General features: G+C 65.2%; 18 protein-coding genes. 9 read left to right on the top strand and 9 right to left on the bottom strand.

The genetic code is table 11. The features are described from left to right. Window positions 1–27 precede the first annotated feature (27 nt). A complete protein-coding gene (ilvD, locus tag JYP50_RS10710; RefSeq protein WP_206560513.1) occupies window positions 28–1,872 on the top strand; it encodes a dihydroxy-acid dehydratase in 1,845 nt (614 codons plus the stop codon). Window positions 1,873–1,920: 48 nt separating this feature from the next. Here ilvD and JYP50_RS10715 read toward each other — a convergent pair whose 3' ends face one another. From JYP50_RS10715 to JYP50_RS10730, 4 genes are all read right to left on the bottom strand, one after another. Next, a complete protein-coding gene (locus tag JYP50_RS10715; RefSeq protein ID WP_206560514.1) occupies window positions 1,921–2,370 on the bottom strand; it encodes a hypothetical protein in 450 nt (149 codons plus the stop codon). A gap of 62 nt (window positions 2,371–2,432) precedes the next feature. Continuing rightward, complete coding sequence (locus JYP50_RS10720; protein WP_206560515.1) at window positions 2,433–2,978, bottom strand: hypothetical protein; 546 nt, start codon at window positions 2,976–2,978, stop codon at window positions 2,433–2,435. 84 nt (window positions 2,979–3,062) lie between these two features. Then, entirely contained in the window at window positions 3,063–3,926 is an 864-nt protein-coding gene (locus JYP50_RS10725) for a hypothetical protein (RefSeq protein ID WP_206560516.1), read from the bottom strand. Window positions 3,927–4,054: 128 nt separating this feature from the next. Then, window positions 4,055–4,750: a hypothetical protein gene (locus JYP50_RS10730; protein ID WP_206560517.1), complete on the bottom strand. Its 696-nt coding sequence runs from the start codon at window positions 4,748–4,750 to the stop codon at window positions 4,055–4,057. A gap of 307 nt (window positions 4,751–5,057) precedes the next feature. Here JYP50_RS10730 and JYP50_RS10735 point away from each other — a divergent pair, with 307 nt between their 5' ends. Further along, complete coding sequence (locus JYP50_RS10735; RefSeq protein WP_206560518.1) at window positions 5,058–5,999, top strand: helix-turn-helix transcriptional regulator; 942 nt, start codon at window positions 5,058–5,060, stop codon at window positions 5,997–5,999. A gap of 34 nt (window positions 6,000–6,033) precedes the next feature. On the opposite strand, the gene JYP50_RS10740 is transcribed toward JYP50_RS10735, so the two are convergent. From JYP50_RS10740 to JYP50_RS10755, 4 genes are read right to left on the bottom strand one after another with little or no spacing between them, the layout of a single operon-like run. Further along, window positions 6,034–6,948, bottom strand: a complete 915-nt coding sequence (locus JYP50_RS10740) for a DUF6279 family lipoprotein (RefSeq protein WP_206560519.1) — start codon at window positions 6,946–6,948, stop codon at window positions 6,034–6,036. After that, window positions 6,929–7,378: a VOC family protein gene (locus JYP50_RS10745; RefSeq protein WP_347136767.1), complete on the bottom strand. Its 450-nt coding sequence runs from the start codon at window positions 7,376–7,378 to the stop codon at window positions 6,929–6,931. The genes JYP50_RS10740 and JYP50_RS10745 overlap by 20 nt, the downstream gene beginning before the upstream one ends. Continuing rightward, window positions 7,375–8,331 carry a pyridoxal-phosphate dependent enzyme gene (locus JYP50_RS10750; RefSeq protein WP_206560520.1) on the bottom strand — a complete coding sequence of 319 codons (957 nt, stop codon included), beginning with the start codon at window positions 8,329–8,331 and terminating at the stop codon, window positions 7,375–7,377. Before JYP50_RS10750 ends, JYP50_RS10745 begins: the two co-directional genes overlap by 4 nt. Then, entirely contained in the window at window positions 8,328–9,101 is a 774-nt protein-coding gene (locus tag JYP50_RS10755) for a hypothetical protein (RefSeq protein WP_206560521.1), read from the bottom strand. The genes JYP50_RS10750 and JYP50_RS10755 overlap by 4 nt, the downstream gene beginning before the upstream one ends. A 56-nt stretch (window positions 9,102–9,157) precedes the next feature. On the opposite strand from JYP50_RS10755, the gene JYP50_RS10760 reads away from it, so the two are divergent. The 7 genes from JYP50_RS10760 to JYP50_RS10790 all read left to right on the top strand — a co-directional run bounded on the left by JYP50_RS10760 (window position 9,158) and on the right by JYP50_RS10790 (window position 15,796). After that, entirely contained in the window at window positions 9,158–10,504 is a 1,347-nt protein-coding gene (locus JYP50_RS10760; RefSeq protein ID WP_206560522.1) for an alanine/glycine:cation symporter family protein, read from the top strand. Window positions 10,505–10,631: 127 nt separating this feature from the next. Continuing rightward, a complete protein-coding gene (locus JYP50_RS10765) occupies window positions 10,632–11,420 on the top strand; it encodes an SDR family NAD(P)-dependent oxidoreductase (RefSeq protein WP_206560523.1) in 789 nt (262 codons plus the stop codon). A 107-nt stretch (window positions 11,421–11,527) separates the two neighbouring features. Continuing rightward, complete coding sequence (locus JYP50_RS10770; RefSeq protein WP_206560524.1) at window positions 11,528–12,721, top strand: amidohydrolase family protein; 1,194 nt, start codon at window positions 11,528–11,530, stop codon at window positions 12,719–12,721. Beyond that, window positions 12,721–13,719, top strand: coding sequence for a Rieske 2Fe-2S domain-containing protein (locus JYP50_RS10775; protein WP_206560525.1), 999 nt, complete (start codon window positions 12,721–12,723; stop codon window positions 13,717–13,719). Before JYP50_RS10770 ends, JYP50_RS10775 begins: the two co-directional genes overlap by 1 nt. A 4-nt stretch (window positions 13,720–13,723) precedes the next feature. After that, a complete protein-coding gene (locus tag JYP50_RS10780; protein WP_206560526.1) occupies window positions 13,724–14,548 on the top strand; it encodes an acetoacetate decarboxylase family protein in 825 nt (274 codons plus the stop codon). Continuing rightward, window positions 14,541–15,404, top strand: a complete 864-nt coding sequence (locus JYP50_RS10785; protein ID WP_206560527.1) for an SDR family NAD(P)-dependent oxidoreductase — start codon at window positions 14,541–14,543, stop codon at window positions 15,402–15,404. The genes JYP50_RS10780 and JYP50_RS10785 overlap by 8 nt, the downstream gene beginning before the upstream one ends. 5 nt (window positions 15,405–15,409) lie before the next feature. Further along, a complete protein-coding gene (locus JYP50_RS10790; protein ID WP_206560528.1) occupies window positions 15,410–15,796 on the top strand; it encodes a VOC family protein in 387 nt (128 codons plus the stop codon). Window positions 15,797–15,914: 118 nt separating this feature from the next. Here JYP50_RS10790 and JYP50_RS10795 read toward each other — a convergent pair whose 3' ends face one another. Next, on the bottom strand, window positions 15,915–16,844 hold the full coding sequence (locus JYP50_RS10795) for a LysR family transcriptional regulator (protein ID WP_206560529.1): 930 nt from the start codon (window positions 16,842–16,844) through the stop codon (window positions 15,915–15,917). Window positions 16,845–17,046 lie beyond the last annotated feature (202 nt).

Below are 17,046 nucleotides of genomic sequence, written 5' to 3' on the forward strand. Positions count from 1 at the left end.
CCGACCTGCGGGCGTACAGGTGTACCCATGCCAGACTACCGTTCCAAGACCTCCACCGCCGGCCGCAACATGGCCGGCGCCCGCGCGCTCTGGCGGGCCACCGGCATGAAGGACGAGGACTTCCAGAAGCCCATCATCGCCGTGGTCAACTCCTTTACCCAGTTCGTGCCCGGCCACGTACACCTGAAGGACCTGGGCCAACTGGTGGCGCGGGAGATCGAGGCGGCCGGCGGGGTGGCCAAGGAATTCAACACCATCGCCGTGGACGACGGCATCGCCATGGGCCACGACGGCATGCTCTACAGCCTGCCCTCCCGGGACCTGATCGCCGACTCGGTGGAGTATATGGTCAACGCCCACTGCGCCGACGCCATGGTGTGCATCTCCAACTGCGACAAGATCACCCCCGGTATGCTGAACGCCGCCATGCGCATCAACATCCCGGTGGTGTTCGTCTCCGGCGGCCCCATGGAAGCCGGCAAGACCAAGTTGTCGGAGCACAAATTGGACCTGGTGGACGCCATGGTGATCGCAGCGGATTCCGACGCCGACGACGCCAAAGTCGAGGAGTACGAGCGCTCCGCCTGCCCCACCTGCGGTTCCTGCTCGGGCATGTTCACCGCCAACTCGATGAACTGCCTCACCGAGGCCCTGGGCCTGTCACTGCCCGGCAACGGCTCCACCCTGGCCACCCACGCCGACCGCGAGCAACTGTTCCACCGCGCGGGCCAGTTGGTGGTGGAACTGTGCCGGCGCTACTACGGCGAGGGCGACGACTCGGTGCTGCCGCGCAACATCGGCAGCCGGGCGGCCTTCGAGAACGCCATGGCACTGGACATTGCCATGGGCGGCTCCACCAATACCATTCTGCACCTGCTGGCCGCGGCCCAGGAGGCGGAGCTGGACTTCACCATGGCCGACATCGACCGCCTGTCGCGCCAGGTGCCGCAGCTGTGCAAGGTGGCCCCCAACACGCCCCTGTACCACATGGAGGACGTGCACCGCGCCGGCGGCGTGATGGGCATCCTCGGCGAACTGGGCCGCGCGGGATTGCTGCACACCGACGTGCCCACCGTGCATGCGCGCAGCATGGGCGAGGCCTTGGAGCAGTGGGACGTGGCCAGCACCGCCGACGAGGCCGTGCACCGCTTTTTCAGCGCGGGCCCGGGCGGCATCCCCACCCAGACCGCCTTCAGCCAGGACACCCGCTGGCCCAGCCTCGACCTGGACCGCGAGAACGGCTGCATCCGCCGCCTGGAACACGCCTACTCCCGCGAGGGCGGCCTGGCGGTGCTGTTCGGCAACATCGCCGAAAACGGCTGCGTGGTGAAAACCTCGGGGGTGGACGAGAGTATCCTCACCTTCTCCGGCCCGGCCTACATCTGCGAAAGCCAGGACGCCGCGGTGGAGGATATTCTCGCCGGCAAGGTGAAAGAGGGCGACGTGGTGATTATCCGCTACGAGGGCCCCCGCGGCGGGCCCGGCATGCAGGAGATGCTCTACCCCACCAGCTACCTGAAATCCAAGGGCCTGGGCAAGGCCTGCGCCCTGCTGACCGACGGCCGCTTCTCCGGCGGCACCTCGGGCCTGTCCATCGGCCACGTATCGCCCGAGGCGGCGGCCGGCGGCGCCATCGGCCTGGTGGAAGCGGGAGACATCATCGAGATCGACATCCCCGGCCGCGGCATCAACGTCAAACTGTCGGACGAAGAGCTGGCCGCCCGGCGCGCGGCGATGGAGGCCAAGGGCGGCGCCGCCTGGCAGCCCGCCGAGCCGCGGCAGCGCAAGGTCAGCGCGGCCCTCAAGGTCTACGCCAAGATGGCCACCAGCGCCGACAAGGGCGCGGTGCGGGATTTGTCCCAGCTGGATTGACGAAAGCCCGCCCGCCGGGCCAGGGCCCGGCGGGCGCGACTCGCCGCGCTATTCGGCGCGGCAGTTCAGCGAAAACTCAAGCCTGAGACCGTCGGGATGCAGGGCCCGGGCGGCTTCGTTTTCCGCCCGCAACAGGGCCGAGCCCGAAACCCCACGCTTATCGCCTTTGGTTCGCGGCGCCTCGCTCCGGTCTAGCAGGTAGTACGCATCGCCTTCCTTTGCCAACGCCACGTTGACGTTCCGGGGCTGGCTGAAGTTAAACGCCGCCTCACCGGGCAAACGCTCGAAGCGCAGCTTCAGGAATTCGTCCCCGTTGCTTTGCATGATGTACTCTTCGCCATCGAAAATTTCGCCGCATTTCGCATCGGCGAGCGCGATCCGCTGGTCGTTGAGGCTCATCCAGCTATCGCCAGAGGTTTCGGCACAGGCGACAAGCGCCATCGGACATAGCAGCGCCAGAAAGCCGCTGCAGGCCACACGGGTTAATGAATCAGACATGGGTTTGGCGACTCCTTGGAAAACCTGCCCGGGGAACACCCGGATTGTGGTAGCAGCTTCGATTACTGCTCAAAGCGCACCAAGCCGGTGTCAAAGCTGCCTTTTAACGGTCGGCAATTACCCAGATCCGGCTCTGAATAAAAGCCCGCTTGATAGCATACCGAGCCGGCGAAGGTCCCTTTCGCCCGCCCGGAATCCCCCAACTCCAGAGTGTCCAACTCCAGCTCAACCCGGGCGCCGCTCTGCGCGCTATCGTAGAACGGGCCGGACATACCTTCCGGCCAGAAAGAGAGGGAAGCCTCAAAAAACGCCGACGAACCCGCTTCGCCCATCAGACTGAACGAAAGGGAAAGTACATTATCCATGAGGCCGCCAGTCTCGAGGTCATGCGCCTGGATATTGACCATGGTCAAGCCGCCCATCTTCGTGTACGAGGCGGAGCCCTCTCGCTCGCCGGCGGGAGCCAGCGTCACTCCCGTGTAACTATCACCACCGAGAGTCGCGGTCACTGTTCCCAGGGTATCCTCCGAGTTGCCGCACGCAGCAACCAGGCCCGCACCAAGCACTGCAATAAGCCCGGCGCCCTTCTGTATCAACTTGCTTGTCATGTTGTATCCATCCTATTCCGAGCCTGTCCCCCGACGACTCACACCGGCGGCGACGCGCGACCAGGGCGATCCCGCCTGCGCGCCTTAGAAAAGCCTGTCCAGAACACTGTCAACGACGTTGTCCACAGCCTTGTCTGTCGCACGGTCAACCGCACGATCGGCTTTGCCCTCGGCCCGGTCCTGCTGGCGTTCCGTTTTGCGCTTGAAGAAATCGGCCAGCCCACCTCCCCCGGTTTCATCGTCCGCCTCTGCCTCGCCGCGCCCTTGCCTACCGCCCGTGAAGTCGCCCAGCGACGGTAGCTGCATCGGCTCGGCCGGCAATGCAAACCTCGCCGCGTCTGGCTTGACTGACTTCACCTGGGTAATGCTGTACTCATCCCCCTGGCGCAGCACACCCCAGCCGCCGTCATTCACAAAGGCTTCCGCCTCGCCCAAGGCTCCCGCCTGCTGCTCGCCGAGCGCGGAGAGCAAGATTCCGGTCATGCCGAACATGGCGCGGGTGAACGCCGCCACGTCCTCGTGTCGGGTGAGCACCATGGTCGACGTCGTCGTCCGACCGCTGTTGTCCACCGCCCGCATCTCATAGACCTCCCCCTTTATACCCGCAACCGTTTCCGATTTGCCGGTGGATTCAATAGATGCTATCTCTTGAATATCCGTATCCCAAAAGGCGCCCTGCTGCCACGCGTCGCCCATGGTGGAAATGGCCTGGGCAATATCAATCACCATGATGTTGCCCCCATCGCTTACCACGGAGTAGAGGCTGCCCTCGCGCATTAACATGTAGCCCTGCCCGGAAGGGTCCTCCATTCGCATCATGCCGCCATCGGTGAATTCGACGCGCATTGATTCGCCGCCCGATGCCACGGTGACGACACCATCGGCCCACGCCTGGAAAGTCGCCGACAGTGTGAATACGGCGCCGATCAGTATGCTTTTAACTCTCATGGCTTTCCCCATTTTCATGTACAGGTTTAGAAGCCCACGACATCGACAATACACATTCCGCTCGACCATCAGATCGGAATTGCGTCGTTGGTGGGTTGTATCGTAGGTAGTCGCTGCAAAATAGCCGTTCAGTGACGACCGGTCTGCAACCACCGCCCCCGGCCAAAACGGCGCAGCCCGAGCAGGACTATCAGCCCCGAGAGAAGCGCCGTCGCCCCCCCTGACAGGACGGGGACAGGCCGGGCGTCAAGGCCCGACGACACCGTCAGCGAAAAGGGCGCGGGAGTCGCGGTTCCCGCCAAACTGGAGTCACTTAGGAACACAATGTCAGTGCACTTCTGCGCATTGATGTTGGTACAGGATGCGCGGGAAAAAGCGCGACCAACACCGGAGCCCGTTCCGCCAGCAAGCGCCGCCTCGAACATGAAGCCATGCAACAGGTCACTCACATTGTGCGGGGGGAGCGGGGAACTAAGCCCCACGCCTACCTCCGTCAGGTTACCCGCGGAATCAGTGGTGACAATGAATTGCCGACTGAGGCCGGGAAGCTCCACGCTATTGGCCGAAGTGAAGCTGTTGACGCCATCACTGAACGACCAGGCGGTAACCAGGTCCGCCCCCAGAGGACCAATTTCCGCGGACGACATGTTGGCAGGCAGTGCGCCGGCCAGGGTAAAGAACCCTTCAATACGCATGCCTGTGTTGTACAGAGGGCCAGTAATATCCCCCGACGAATAGTTGTCGCTGCTAAATTGGTATGTGATCTGTTGCGCATGGCTGGCGCCCGCTGCAAACAACAGCAGTAGTCCTAGAAGTGTCTTCACATTTGCCCCTTGCTGTCTCGCTTCCCTGGATGATTTCTAAGGCTGCCCCTGAAAGCCGTCCTGGCACGCCCGGCACGACAACCGGGGCCTATGGTAGGCAAAAATCGCGCGGATATTTGTCCTGCATTTGTACTACAGCGCATTGCATTGCCGACGTGACGCGGACTTGTCTTGCTGGCGTTCGCCAGGCTGCCAGGACACCTGCTCAAACGCCGCCAAACTGGCGGGCATTGCCGATGACTTTATCCTGCCGTTTATTCTAGTATTGCCAAACCGACAACGAGGCCAAGAAACCCCTGGCATCACTATGCATTCCAAACGTACTGCCGATTTTCTGCTAAACCTGCACGACGCCAGCATGTTCCTGTCACCAGCCGCGTTCCAGGAGTGGGCCCTGAACGAGATTCAGCGGCTGATTGACTTCGATTTCGCCATTTGGGGAGCTGGCGACGGCAAACGCCGGCAGCTCCATACCGCGACCATCCTGCACCAGGCGGACTCGCTATTTGAAACCTGGGAAACCGTCAAACACGAGGATCCGTTCGCCAACCTGGTAATTGACAACACCGGCAAGACATGGAGCTCATGCCACCTGGATGGTTTCCACGACAGCCGGGCCTACCGGGAACACTGGGGCCGCTATGAGGCGAAGCAGCTTCTCTCTACGATGGAGGTGGACCCGCGCACGGAACTGCATATCTTCGTAACGCTGGCTCGCGACGCGCTGCAACAGCGGTTTTCGGCATCCGATACGCAGCTGAAAAACCTTATTAGCGGCCATCTCTTTCTCGCCGCCCGCCACAACGACATGCATAACCTGCGCTCGCTACAGGCGCCAGCCGCCTTCATCGACAGTCGCGGACTACTCAACGCCGCGTTGCCGGAGTTCATCGCACTGGTCGTCGACGAGTGGGGGCGCAAGGCCAAACAGCAGCTGCCAGAGGCGGTAAATCGCAGCCTTTGGGAGAGCGGCAACTATCGTAACCACCGCATCGCGCTCAACGCTGAGCGCATCAACCATCGGCTACTGGTCCGCGCTGGAATATTCCCCGAAGTGCGGCTGAGCGCGCGCGAGCTGGAAGTCGCCTGGGCCTACGTGAAAGGCAATACGCACAAGGAGGTGGCGCGTATGCTCGCGATCTCGCCAACCACGGTGAGAACCCATGTGTCGCGCATCTACCAGAAGCTCGATATTTCCGACAAGGCCGAATTGGCCCTGTGGCTAAACGGCAGCGGCGGGCTTATGTAAACCCCGTCGCGCAGGCACCCGGGGCAGGCAAGGCTCAGCGGGCACCGACAACCTCCGCCGCGCCCCGCTCCCCCTGCCGCTGTTCGCGGCTCAAGGCCAGGAAATCCTCCCGCAGATTGCCGAGCTTGCGCCGCAGGCGACGGTCCTGGCGCTCGCTGCGCATGTCGATCACCGCCACCAGGGCCCCCTGAATGGTGCCCAGGTTGTGTTGGTACATTTCCCGGTAGTCCTCGCTGCTGGACTGCCAGCGGCTGGCCACTGCCTCGCGCACCGCCTGCTGCCAACCGGGCTCGCGCTGCAACAGCCCCTCCAGGCGCCCGGTCCAGCGCGAGCGCTCCTCCAGCCAGAGATGATCAAAACGCCGCAACTCGGCCACCGCCACCCTCAGGATATCGCGCTGCGCGGGATCCAGCCGCCCCAGGTAATCCTGGCAGTTATCCAGCAGGCGATCGTAGGTGTCCTCGCGGTACTCGGCGAGGTCCCGCTCCAGGTACTCCTCTTCGAGCTCTTCCTGCTGCTCTCGCAGGTTGTCGATAAACTCCGCCACCTGCTGGTCGCTGAGCCGGTCGCCCAGGGGCAGCAGCCAGTCCAGGGAGCGGGTCTGCAGGCGGTCACTGGCAATCTCCACTTCACGCGCCAGCACCTCGGCTTCCGCCAGGGTCAGGGGCTCGTCGAGCATGCCTTCCGCCCGCGCGAGCAGGTCGGCGTAGCGGGGCAGCTCCTGGTAGCGGTGCCATTGCAGAAAAGGCGCCAGCAGGCGCTCCAGCTCCCGGTCCTGTTCCGCACTGAGCGCCACGTAGTCATCCACATACCACGGCACCAGGAATTCCAGCCGATTGTAGAGAAAGGAGGTGGTGCTGCAGGCCGCCAGCAGGGCGAGGCAGGCCAGCAGCGGCAGCAGGCGCAGCCGCCGAAACCGGCGCCGGATGTCAGGGGTAGTCCAGTCCATCGCTGGCGAACAGCATGTCGATATTGCGAAAAGCCTTGAATTCCAGGTAGTTGCCCGCGGGGTCGCGGATGAACAGGGTGCGCTGTTCCCCGCGCCGGCCGGCAAAGCGCGTCACCGGTTCAATCACGAATGGCACCTCCCGTTCCCGCAGGCGCTCGACGAGCGCCTGCAACTGGTCCCAGGACAGGATAGCGCCAAAATGCGATGCCGGCACGTCTTCGCCGTCCACCGGGTTAGTGGCCACTGTTTGCATCACCTCCTGCGGCACTTGATGGGTGACCAGCTGGTGGCCCCAGAAGTCGAAGTCGATCCACCGTGATGACGACCGGCCGCGGCGACAGCCCAGCACTTCGCCGTAGAAGTGCGCTGCCGCCTTGAGGTCGTCCACCGGCAGGGCCAGGTGAAACAGGGCTGTACCTCCGCCGCTCACCACGGGAGCTGGTCCAGGTCCAGGTTGCCGCCGCTGATCACGATACCCGCGCGGCGGCCGCGAAAGCGCTCGGGGTGTTCGAGCACGCCGGCGAAACTGACTGCCCCGGACGGTTCAACCAGGGTTTTCAACCGCGTCCACTGCAAGCGCATGGCGCGCACGATGGCCTCGTCGGGGACGGTAACGATGGTATCCACGTGCTGGCGGATAATGCGGTAGTTGAGTTCGCCGAGGCTGGTGCGCAGCCCGTCGGCGATGGTATCCGGCGCGGTCTGCTCCACCAGCCGGCCGAGTCCGAAGGAGCGAAAGGCATCGTCGGCGCCCGCGGGCTCCACCGCCAGCACCTCGATCGCCGGATTGATGGCCTTGGCGGCGATGGCCACCCCGGCCAGCAGCCCGCCGCCGCCCACCGGCACCGCGATCACCTCGAGGTCCGCCACCTGCCGCAGCAACTCCAGGGCGGTGGTGCCCTGACCGGCGATTACCCGGGGATCGTTATAGGGGTGCACCAGATGCGCGCCGGTCTCGGCGATCACCCGCTCCAGGGTTGCCTGCCGGGCCGCCAGGGTCGGTTCACACTCCACGATAAAGGCGCCGTAACCCGCCACCGCCGCCTTCTTTACCGCCGGGGCGTTGGCGGGCATCACAATATGGGCGGGGATGCCCCGGCGGCGCGCCGCCATCGCCAGCGCGGCGCCGTGGTTGCCCGAGGAGTGAGTAGCCACCCCCCGGGCGGCCTCGGCCTCCGGCAGGCTGAGCACCGCGTTGCTGGCGCCCCGGGCCTTGAAGGCGCCGACCTTTTGCAGATTCTCGCATTTGAAAAACAGCCGGGCCCCGCAGAGCTCGTCCAGTTGCGCGCTGGTGTACACCGGCGTGTGGTGGATATAGTCGGCAATGCGCGCCGCGGCCTGTTCCACCTGCGCCAGTTCGGGGGCCTGCGCTGCCTGCGTCATAGTCTACTCCGGGAATCGCCGGCCGCTTGCGGGCCGGCCTTGGGTGAATGGCATCGGGAATTATCCGCGCCATCGCCGGACCCTGTAAAGCCAGCGCCCGGCACCACCGACAGCCGCCAATCCGCCCGGCGCCAGAGCAGGTAGCCGAGCAGGTAATTGACCTGCAGCAACAGCGCCAACACCCACTCAAAAGCGTGCTCCACCGCGTCGTAGCCGTGATCGTCGACCAACTGCCAAATCACCGTGGCGAGCCCCAGGCACAACAGCACCGCGCAGTTGCCGAGCATCACCCGCGCATAGGGTCCCGCGGCCTCGATCAAAGCCGCCCTTGCCCGCAGTTGCCCGGCGAACAGCAACTGGGCGAGAAAACTCAGCGAAAAGTACAGCACGATACCGACGCGGCGCTGCCGCTGCCAGCGCTCCCCGGCCTCGCCCAGCACCACGGTGTAGGCGACCAGTCCGCAGCAGGCCAGCACCCCCAGCCACAGCATCCAGTCAAGGGCGCGGCCGCGCACGGCCGGCGCCACCGCCCGCAACCAGGCGCGATTCAGCCACCAGTAGGCGACAAAGATCACCGCCGCCGGCAGCATGGTGGCGCGAAACAGGTAACTGGCGGGCGGCTGGCGCCCGGTGGCGCTGATCGAGGTGCAGCTGTCGATGTAGGGGAAGCACCAGTCGACCAGCTGGTGGCTGGCGGCCACGAGATAGGTCAGATGGACCGCGAGAAAAGGCAGCAGCGCGGCCCACAGCGCGACGGGACGGGGGTTCATGGCCTGAGTGTAGCACCGCCCCTGTGCTATGCTCGGCCATTTCGCCAGGGGTCTTCATGGAATTACTGCAGCAGCTGTCCGCCACCTTTGCCGACGCCGTCTGGGGTACCCCGCTGGTGATGCTGCTGCTTGGGGGAGGCATTTTTTTCGCCCTCTACTCCCGCTTCCTGCCCTACCGCCACTTCGGCCACGCCCTGGGCATCATGCTGGGACGCCACGACACCCCCGATGAGCCCGGCGAGTTGAGCCACGCCCAGGCGCTGGCCGCGGCACTGTCGGGCACCATGGGACTGGGCAATATTTCCGGCGTCGCCCTGGCGATCGCCGCGGGCGGTCCCGGGGCGGTATTCTGGATGTGGATGTCCGCCCTGGTGGGCATCGCCACCAAGTTCTTCACCTGTACCCTGGGGGTCATGTACCGGGGACGGGACAACCTCGGGCACCTGCAGGGGGGCCCGATGTACATTATCCGCGAGGGCCTGCCGCGCGCGTTCTACCCCCTGGCCATCCTGTTCTCGGTGGCGGGCCTGATCGGCACCCTGCCCATCTTCCAGGCCAACCAGCTCACCGCCCTGGTCCGCGAGCAGGTGTTTCCGCAGCAGGACCCCACGCTGACCGGCTTCGGTATCGGCTGCGTGATGGCACTGCTGGTGGGCGTGGTCATTTTCGGCGGCCTGCCCCGGGTGGCGAGGGTCGCGGTGACCCTGCTGCCGATCATGGTGGTGACCTACCTCGCCATGACCGTGGCGCTGCTGCTGTTGCACTTTGACGAGGTACCGGCCCTGCTTGGCTCGATTGTCAGCGACGCCTTCAATCCCCAGGCCGCGGGCGGCGGGCTGCTGGGCATCATCCTGGTGGGCGTCAGCCGCGGCGCCTTCTCCAACGAGGCGGGTGTCGGCACCGAGGTGATGGCCCACGGCGCGGCGCGCACCAGCGAGCCGGTGCGCGAGGGCCTGGTGGCGATGATGGGCCCGGTGGCGGACACCCTCATTGTGTGCACCTGCACCGCCCTGGTGATCCTCCTCGCCGGCACCTGGCAGGACCCGGGCGGGTTGTCCGGAATCAACCTGACCACCAACGCCATCCGCCAGGATTTCGGCCTGACCGGCGTCGTGCTGATGTTCATCGTCACCCTGATCCTGTCCAGCACCACCATGTTCACCATGTGGTACTACGGCGCCAAGTGCTTCGGCTTCCTGTTCGGGGCCGACATCCAGCACCACTACCGCTGGTTCTTCGTGGGCACCGTGATCTTCGGCGCCACGGTGAGCATCGACGTGGTGTTCAACCTGATCTCGGGCTCCTACGGCCTGATGGCCATTCCCACCATGATCGCCACACTGATGCTGTCCGGGCGGGTGATGGCGGCGGCGCGGGATTACTTCCGGCGGCACCCGTACTGACAGGCCTGGCGCAACGCCCCCACGACTTCGCCGCCATCGGGAAACACACTGTCCGTCAACGCACGCTAACCCCCGCGCTCTTTCATGCCACCATGATCCCAAACCAAAACCGGTCGGGGGGACGGACATGGTGTGGTCGACACAGGCCTTTGGCGAACGCTACGGCCCCTGGGCAGTGGTCACCGGCGCCTCCGCCGGCATCGGTCGCGAGTTTGCGCGGCAACTGGCGGACCTGGGCCTCAATCTTTTACTGGTGGCCCGCCGCGAGCCCGAGCTGGCCGCCCTCGCCCGCGACCTGCAACAGGGCCACGGCATTCTGGCGCGAGTGCTGGCGACGGACCTATCGCAGGCGGAGGGACTGGCCAAACTGCTGCGGACCATCGACACGCTGGAGGTCGGCCTGCTGGTCAATAACGCCGGCGCCCCCAGCTTTCACGGCCACTTCGCCTCGCGGACCTGGTCCGCGGTGGCGGACACCCTGTACTTCAACACCCAGGTGCAGTTGCGCCTGATTCACCACCTGCTGCCCTCACTGCTGGAGCGGGGGCGCGGCGGAATTATCCAGGTCAGCTCCATCACCGGGCACACGCCGGTGCCCTACATGGCCGAGTACGCCGCCTGTAAGGCCTACCAGCTGGCGCTGGGCGAATCCCTGCACGTCGAATTGCGCGACCGGGGCGTGGATGTGCTGGTGCTGAGTCCGGGCGCCACCCGCTCCGAACGGGTCGATTTCGGCATGCACCCGCGGCCGGTGGCACGTGCCGCCATCAATGGGTTGGGCAAGCTACCGAGCGTGGTGCCCGGCCGCCTCAATCGCTGGAGCGCGTTTCGCTTTCGACACCTCGATTCACGCCGCCGGGCGCTGTGGCGCATGGGCCGCTTCCAGTCCCGCCGACTGGAACCGGCGGGAGAGTAAACACCATTGTTTCCGGTGCAAGAACAATCTAACCACCGCCAGCGGTTTATCCCCCCGAAGCGCCGGGAGTAGTCTCACAGCATCCGTACCGATACTGGAGAAACACCATGGACCGCTACCTTATTGTTTCCACCGATGGCCACGCGGGCCTGCCGATGGAGGGCTATCGGGACTTCGTCGAAGCGCGTTTCCACGAGGCCTTCGACAAGGCCCTGCCCGTGCAGCGGGAGATGACCCGCAAGGCCGAGGAAAAATTCCTCATTTCCGACTTCAACGATAACTGGCGCCGGGGCATCGAGGACGACCTGGCCGGCGCCTGGGACGGCGCCGTGCGCAACCGTGTCATCGACGCGGACGGCGTGGCGGCGGAAGTCCTGTTTCCCGACGGAATCACGGAAATGAATGCGCCGCCCTTCGGCGCCGGCCTCGGCCTGCGCCCCTGGGGGGTGGACCCGCAGTTGCAGTGGGCCGGCGCCCGCGCCCACAACCGCTGGATCGCCGAGTTCTGCCGCGAGGACCCGGACCGTCGTATTGGCTTGGCTATCGTGCTGATGCTCTACGATGTGGACCAGGCGCTGAAGGAAGTGCAATGGGCCTATGACAATGGCCTGAAGGGTATCCTGATCCCCGCGCTGATGGGCGACCACGACCCCTACAACCACCCCAAGTACGACCCCATCTGGGCCTTCTGCCAGGACCACGGCATGGTCGTCCACACCCACTCCGGCCCCTCCCCGGACTACAACTTCGACCTGCCCGGCGCGGTGGGCGTCTACCTCACCGAGTTCGCCTGGTGGGCCAGCCGCCCCCTGTGGCACATGATCTTCGGCGGCGTGTTCGAGCGCTTCCCCCGCCTGCATTTCGTCATCACCGAAGTCAGCGAATTCTGGATTCCCCACCTGCTGGAACTGATGGACGTGCGCGCCTCGGTCAAGCACACCAGCGGCAAACTGGGTGATTTCCGCAGCAACCTGACCCTGAAACCGAGCGAATACTTCCGCCGCAACTGCTGGGTGGGCGCCTCGGCCCTGTTCGACGAAAGTTCCACCGCGGTGCGCCACGACATCGGCATCAACAACGTCATGTGGGGCACCGACTATCCCCATCCGGAGGGGTCCTGGCCCCACACCCGGCAAAAACTGCGCGAGTTTTTCACCGGCATGCCGCCGGCGGAAATCGAGGCGATCCTGGGCGGCAACGCGGTGGACTGCTACCACCTTGACCGCGCCCGGCTCGACCCGATCGCCGCCCGGGTCGGCCCCCTGCGCAGCGACTACGCAACCACCGCGGGAGCAGCCTGATGAATGCCAGATTTCCAATGCCAATCCCCGTGGGCTGGTACTGCGTGGGCTTCGCCGACGAACTCGCCGTGGGCGAAGTGCGCAACATCCACTACTTCGATCGCGACATGGTGCTGTTTCGCACCGAAAGCGGCGCCGTCGGCCTGGTCGATCCCGCCTGCCCCCATCTCGGCGCGCACCTGGGCCACGGCGGGGTTGTGGTGGGCGAATCGATCCGCTGCCCCTTTCACCACTGGCAGTACGACCGCCGGGGCATGGTGACCGATATCCCCTACGCCAAGGCCATTCCCCCCCGGGCGCGGGACCAGGCCTGCCTGCGCACCTACCCGGTGACCGAAGCCAACGAGGTCATCTGGGCCTGGTACCACCCCGACAACGCGCCGCCGCCCTACGAGGTGATCGAACTCGACGAGCTACGGGACCCCGAATGGGTGGAACAGGAGCGCTACTTCTGGAGCTTCAGCTCCCACCCCCAGGAAATCGCCGAGAACGGCGTGGACGTGGCCCACTTCAAGTACGTGCACCGCATGGAAGCGGTGCCAGAGGGGGAGACCCGCTACGACGGCCACATCCGCCGCAGCCGGGTCAGCGGCCGGCGCAAGGTCACCGACGCCAGCGGCCGTGAAATCGAGATCGATTCCTCGGTGGAAGTGGTGCAGAACGGCGCCGGCCAGAAGTGGACCCGCTTCAAGGGGCTGGTGGACTACCTGCTGCAGGTGCTGGTGACGCCGGTGAACGGCGAACAGGTCGAGGTCCGCTTCGCCTATACCCACCGGCGCTATCCCGAGGACTCCTTCGAGTACCAGGCACTGCGCCAGGCCATCGCCAATACCAATGGCCAGAGCGGCCTCGAGGGCGATATCCCGATCTGGCACAACAAGTTCCACCTGACCGAGCCCCTGCTGTGTGACGGCGACGGCCCGGTGATGCGCTTTCGGCGTTATTTTTCGCAGTTTTACCCCGCGCCGGAACCGGCGCCCGTTGTCCGAGGAGAATAAGACCATGGCTCAATTACGTTACGTTCGCGACCCATCCCGCACCGCGCCCCCCCGCCCCGGCCTCGACTGCACCGTGACCTCCCTGCGCTGCGTCTACGAAACCGACCCGGCGATACACGCGGCGCTGTTGCCGGCGCCACTGGAGCCCAGTGCCGAACCCCGGATCTTCATCCAGCACGCCAATGTCGCCATGCATGTCAGCGACGACAAGACGGTGGAAATCGGCGCCGCGACTGTGGGCGTGAAGTGCCGCTACGGCGACACCGAGGGCCACTACGTGCTGGCCATGCCGATGCACGGCGAGTTCGTGGTGATCGGCGGTCGCGAGCGTTTCGGCGAGCCCAAGAAAATCGCCGAAGTCGCAACGATGGAGCGCAACGGGGACACGGTGCGCACCCGCATCGCACGCCACGGCATTACCTTCCTGGAGATGGCCGGGGAAGTGGGCGAGCCACTGCCGACACCGGAACCCTTCACCGAGTACTTCTTCTGCCACAAGGCGCTGCCGCGCATCGATGGCGAACCGGGATTCGATGGCAGCGTGTTCCTGACCCGGCTCAACTGGGAGCGCAATTACGAGAGCGTGCACCAGGTCAACAATGCCGAAGTGATCCTGCGCGACAGCCCCTACGACCCGCTGGTGGACGTCCCGGTCAAGCGCATCGTCACCATGCAGCTGGCTCGCGGCGCCACCCGCACCAGTGGCCAGGTCCTGGCGGAAATTCCCGGCGACAACCTGGTGAATTTCATCCATCAACGCTACGACGACATCGACATACCGGCGCTGGAGATCGACGGGGCTGCGCGGGGTCTCGCGGCCAATGGATGATTTGCGTGGCAAGACCGCCGTGGTCACCGGCGGCGCCTCCGGCGTCGGCCACTGCCTGTGCCGGCTATTTGCCGAGCAGGGCATGCGGGTGGCGATGGTGGACGTGGAGGCCGGACGCCTAGCCGGCGCGGCACAGACACTGCGCGAAGCGGGCCTGGCGGTGGTCGACATGCAGGCCGATGTCACCGACCCGGACGCCATGGACGCCCTGGCGCAACGCGTGGCCGCGGAGCTGGGCCCGGTTCATGTACTGTGCAATAACGCCGGCGTCGGTATCAAGGAGGCCCAGCGCCGCATGTGGACACTCACCCCCAATGACTGGACCTGGGGCTTCAATGTCAACGTACACGGCATCGCCAACGGCATTCGCGCTTTTGTGCCCGGCATGCTGGCCCACGGCGAGGCCGGGCATGTGGTCAATACCTCCTCCGGCAACGGCGGCCTGACCTCCCTGCCGACCACCCCGATCTACGCCGCCACCAAGGCGGCGGTGACCAGCATGAGCGAGGTGCTGCACTACCAGTTCCTGATGGAGGGAGCCGCGCTGCAGGCCCATGTCCTGTTCCCCGGCCCCCACGTGGTAAACACCAATATCCTCAACTCGATGCGCAATCGGCCGGCGGCGCTGCGCGACGACGAGGAGACGCCGGCCTATGTCAGCATGCGCGACCTGCTCCAGGCCTCGGGCATTGCCGACCCACAGCTCACCGAACCCGAAGAGGTGGCGGCAACCTGCCTGGAGGGCATGCGGGCGGGCCGGTTCTGGATACTGCCAGGGCATTCCGCCCAGGACGACAAAATACAAAAGCGCACCGGGGACATCCTCGCGCGCCGCAACCCGACACTGCCGGAGTAAAGCCCATGGCCAGCAAACTGGGACAGTACTGCATTACCGTATCCGACCTCGAGCGCTCGGTGGCCTTCTACCGGGACATACTGGGGCTGCAGGACCTGCAGCGCATCTCCATCCCCGGCGCCGAGGAAGCGATCCTCGGCTCGCCGGGCTCGGACGGCCGCATCCAGCTCGCCCAGCGGGAATCGGTAACCGGCCCCATCGATCATGGCAACGCGCTGTGGAAGCTGTATCTCTACTGCGACGACGCCCGCGCGGTGCACAACGCCGCGGTCGCCGCCGGGGCGCCCTCGGACATGGCACCCGCACGCCTGGAGGGCTGGCCGGTGATCGCCGCCTTCATTCGCGACCCGGACGGTTACGCCATAGAGATCCTGCAACGGCTGGAAGCCTAACAGGCTGTTGACAAGCAGTCCGCGTCATCGGCCACGCAGTGGCCGATGACCACATCAAACCCGTGAGCAAGTGATTTTCAGTGCCCTCTCTACGCACATGCGCGGCACAGAGGGTCGCTCAACGGGCGCGGGGCCGCTCGAGGAATTTTTCCGAATGCGGGCTCAGGTTGCGCCCGATGTACAGGGTGAGAAACTCGATAAAATAACGCACCTTGGCGGACAAATGCCGGCTGTGCGGGTACACCGCCCAGGTCTCCCGCTCGTAGTGGCTCCAGTCCTGGTGCTGCAATTTGACCAGCTCTCCCCTGTCCACCGCCTCCTGCACGTAGAAATCCGGCAGCTGCGCCACGCCGATACCGGCCTTGGCCGCCGCCAGCAGGGTGGCGCCGTCCTCGCTCAACCAGTTGCCCCCGACCTTGACCTTCAGGGTGTCGCGGCCGTCGGGGGTGTTGAACAACCAGAAACGGTCCGAGGTGGTAAGGCAGTTGTGCTGTTTCAGATCCTCGGGGCAAGCCGGTTTGCCGCGGCTCTGCCAGTAGCCCGGCGCGGCGCACAGGCAGAGGGAGTAGGAGCCCAGCTTGCGGGCGATCAGGCTGGAATCCTCCAGCTTGCCGTAGCGCACCGTGAGGTCAAAGCCCTCTTCCAGCAGGTCGACATCCTTGAAACTGGAGTGCACCTCCACCGAGAGGTCCGGGTATTCCCGGGAAAAGGCCGCCACCACGCTGGCCATGTACTGCACCCCGTAGCGGCTGTTGATCGATAGCTTGAGGGTGCCCCGGGGAGCCAGCTGCAAATCCGACAGGGTCGATTCCGCCTGGTCGAACTGCTCCGCCATGGCCTTGCAATGACCATAGAACACCTCGCCAATCTCGGTGAGCGTGAGCCGCCGGGTCGTGCGCTGGAGCAGGCGCACCCGCAAGCGGTCCTCCAGCTGGCTGACCTGCTTGCTGACATAGGATTTGGACACCCCGAGCCGGTCGGCGGCGGCAGTGAAGCTGCCCGCCTCCACCACACAGATATATTCCTCGATGCCTTCCCAGCGTCCCATAAGCCTTCCACCCGATGACGGCGGATTCAGCATACGCGCGGCTCCGGTCCAGGCAAAGCCCATTTCCCTCGGGTTTGGTGAGTCATGTTGTCCCATGGCGATGTGTTACGTGAGGCCGGCATCGACCTCCGCCCCCGCGGAGTTCGTTGCGCCGCGTGGCGCGGCGGCTCAAGACGACCGCCGCGCGCCCGGCACCGGGCGG

It is taken from the genome of Parahaliea mediterranea (assembly GCF_017255185.1).
Lineage (GTDB): Bacteria > Pseudomonadota > Gammaproteobacteria > Pseudomonadales > Halieaceae > JAFKCZ01.

Coding starts and splice junctions, on each gene's coding strand:
- ilvD (WP_206560513.1), top strand. CDS start 28: ATGCCAGACTACCGTTCCAAGACCTCCACCGCCGGCCGCAACATGGCC.
- JYP50_RS10715 (WP_206560514.1), bottom strand. CDS start 2,370: ATGTCTGATTCATTAACCCGTGTGGCCTGCAGCGGCTTTCTGGCGCTG.
- JYP50_RS10720 (WP_206560515.1), bottom strand. CDS start 2,978: ATGACAAGCAAGTTGATACAGAAGGGCGCCGGGCTTATTGCAGTGCTT.
- JYP50_RS10725 (WP_206560516.1), bottom strand. CDS start 3,926: ATGAGAGTTAAAAGCATACTGATCGGCGCCGTATTCACACTGTCGGCG.
- JYP50_RS10735 (WP_206560518.1), top strand. CDS start 5,058: ATGCATTCCAAACGTACTGCCGATTTTCTGCTAAACCTGCACGACGCC.
- JYP50_RS10740 (WP_206560519.1), bottom strand. CDS start 6,948: ATGGACTGGACTACCCCTGACATCCGGCGCCGGTTTCGGCGGCTGCGC.
- JYP50_RS10750 (WP_206560520.1), bottom strand. CDS start 8,331: ATGACGCAGGCAGCGCAGGCCCCCGAACTGGCGCAGGTGGAACAGGCC.
- JYP50_RS10755 (WP_206560521.1), bottom strand. CDS start 9,101: ATGAACCCCCGTCCCGTCGCGCTGTGGGCCGCGCTGCTGCCTTTTCTC.
- JYP50_RS10760 (WP_206560522.1), top strand. CDS start 9,158: ATGGAATTACTGCAGCAGCTGTCCGCCACCTTTGCCGACGCCGTCTGG.
- JYP50_RS10765 (WP_206560523.1), top strand. CDS start 10,632: ATGGTGTGGTCGACACAGGCCTTTGGCGAACGCTACGGCCCCTGGGCA.
- JYP50_RS10770 (WP_206560524.1), top strand. CDS start 11,528: ATGGACCGCTACCTTATTGTTTCCACCGATGGCCACGCGGGCCTGCCG.
- JYP50_RS10775 (WP_206560525.1), top strand. CDS start 12,721: ATGAATGCCAGATTTCCAATGCCAATCCCCGTGGGCTGGTACTGCGTG.
- JYP50_RS10780 (WP_206560526.1), top strand. CDS start 13,724: ATGGCTCAATTACGTTACGTTCGCGACCCATCCCGCACCGCGCCCCCC.
- JYP50_RS10785 (WP_206560527.1), top strand. CDS start 14,541: ATGGATGATTTGCGTGGCAAGACCGCCGTGGTCACCGGCGGCGCCTCC.
- JYP50_RS10790 (WP_206560528.1), top strand. CDS start 15,410: ATGGCCAGCAAACTGGGACAGTACTGCATTACCGTATCCGACCTCGAG.
- JYP50_RS10795 (WP_206560529.1), bottom strand. CDS start 16,844: ATGGGACGCTGGGAAGGCATCGAGGAATATATCTGTGTGGTGGAGGCG.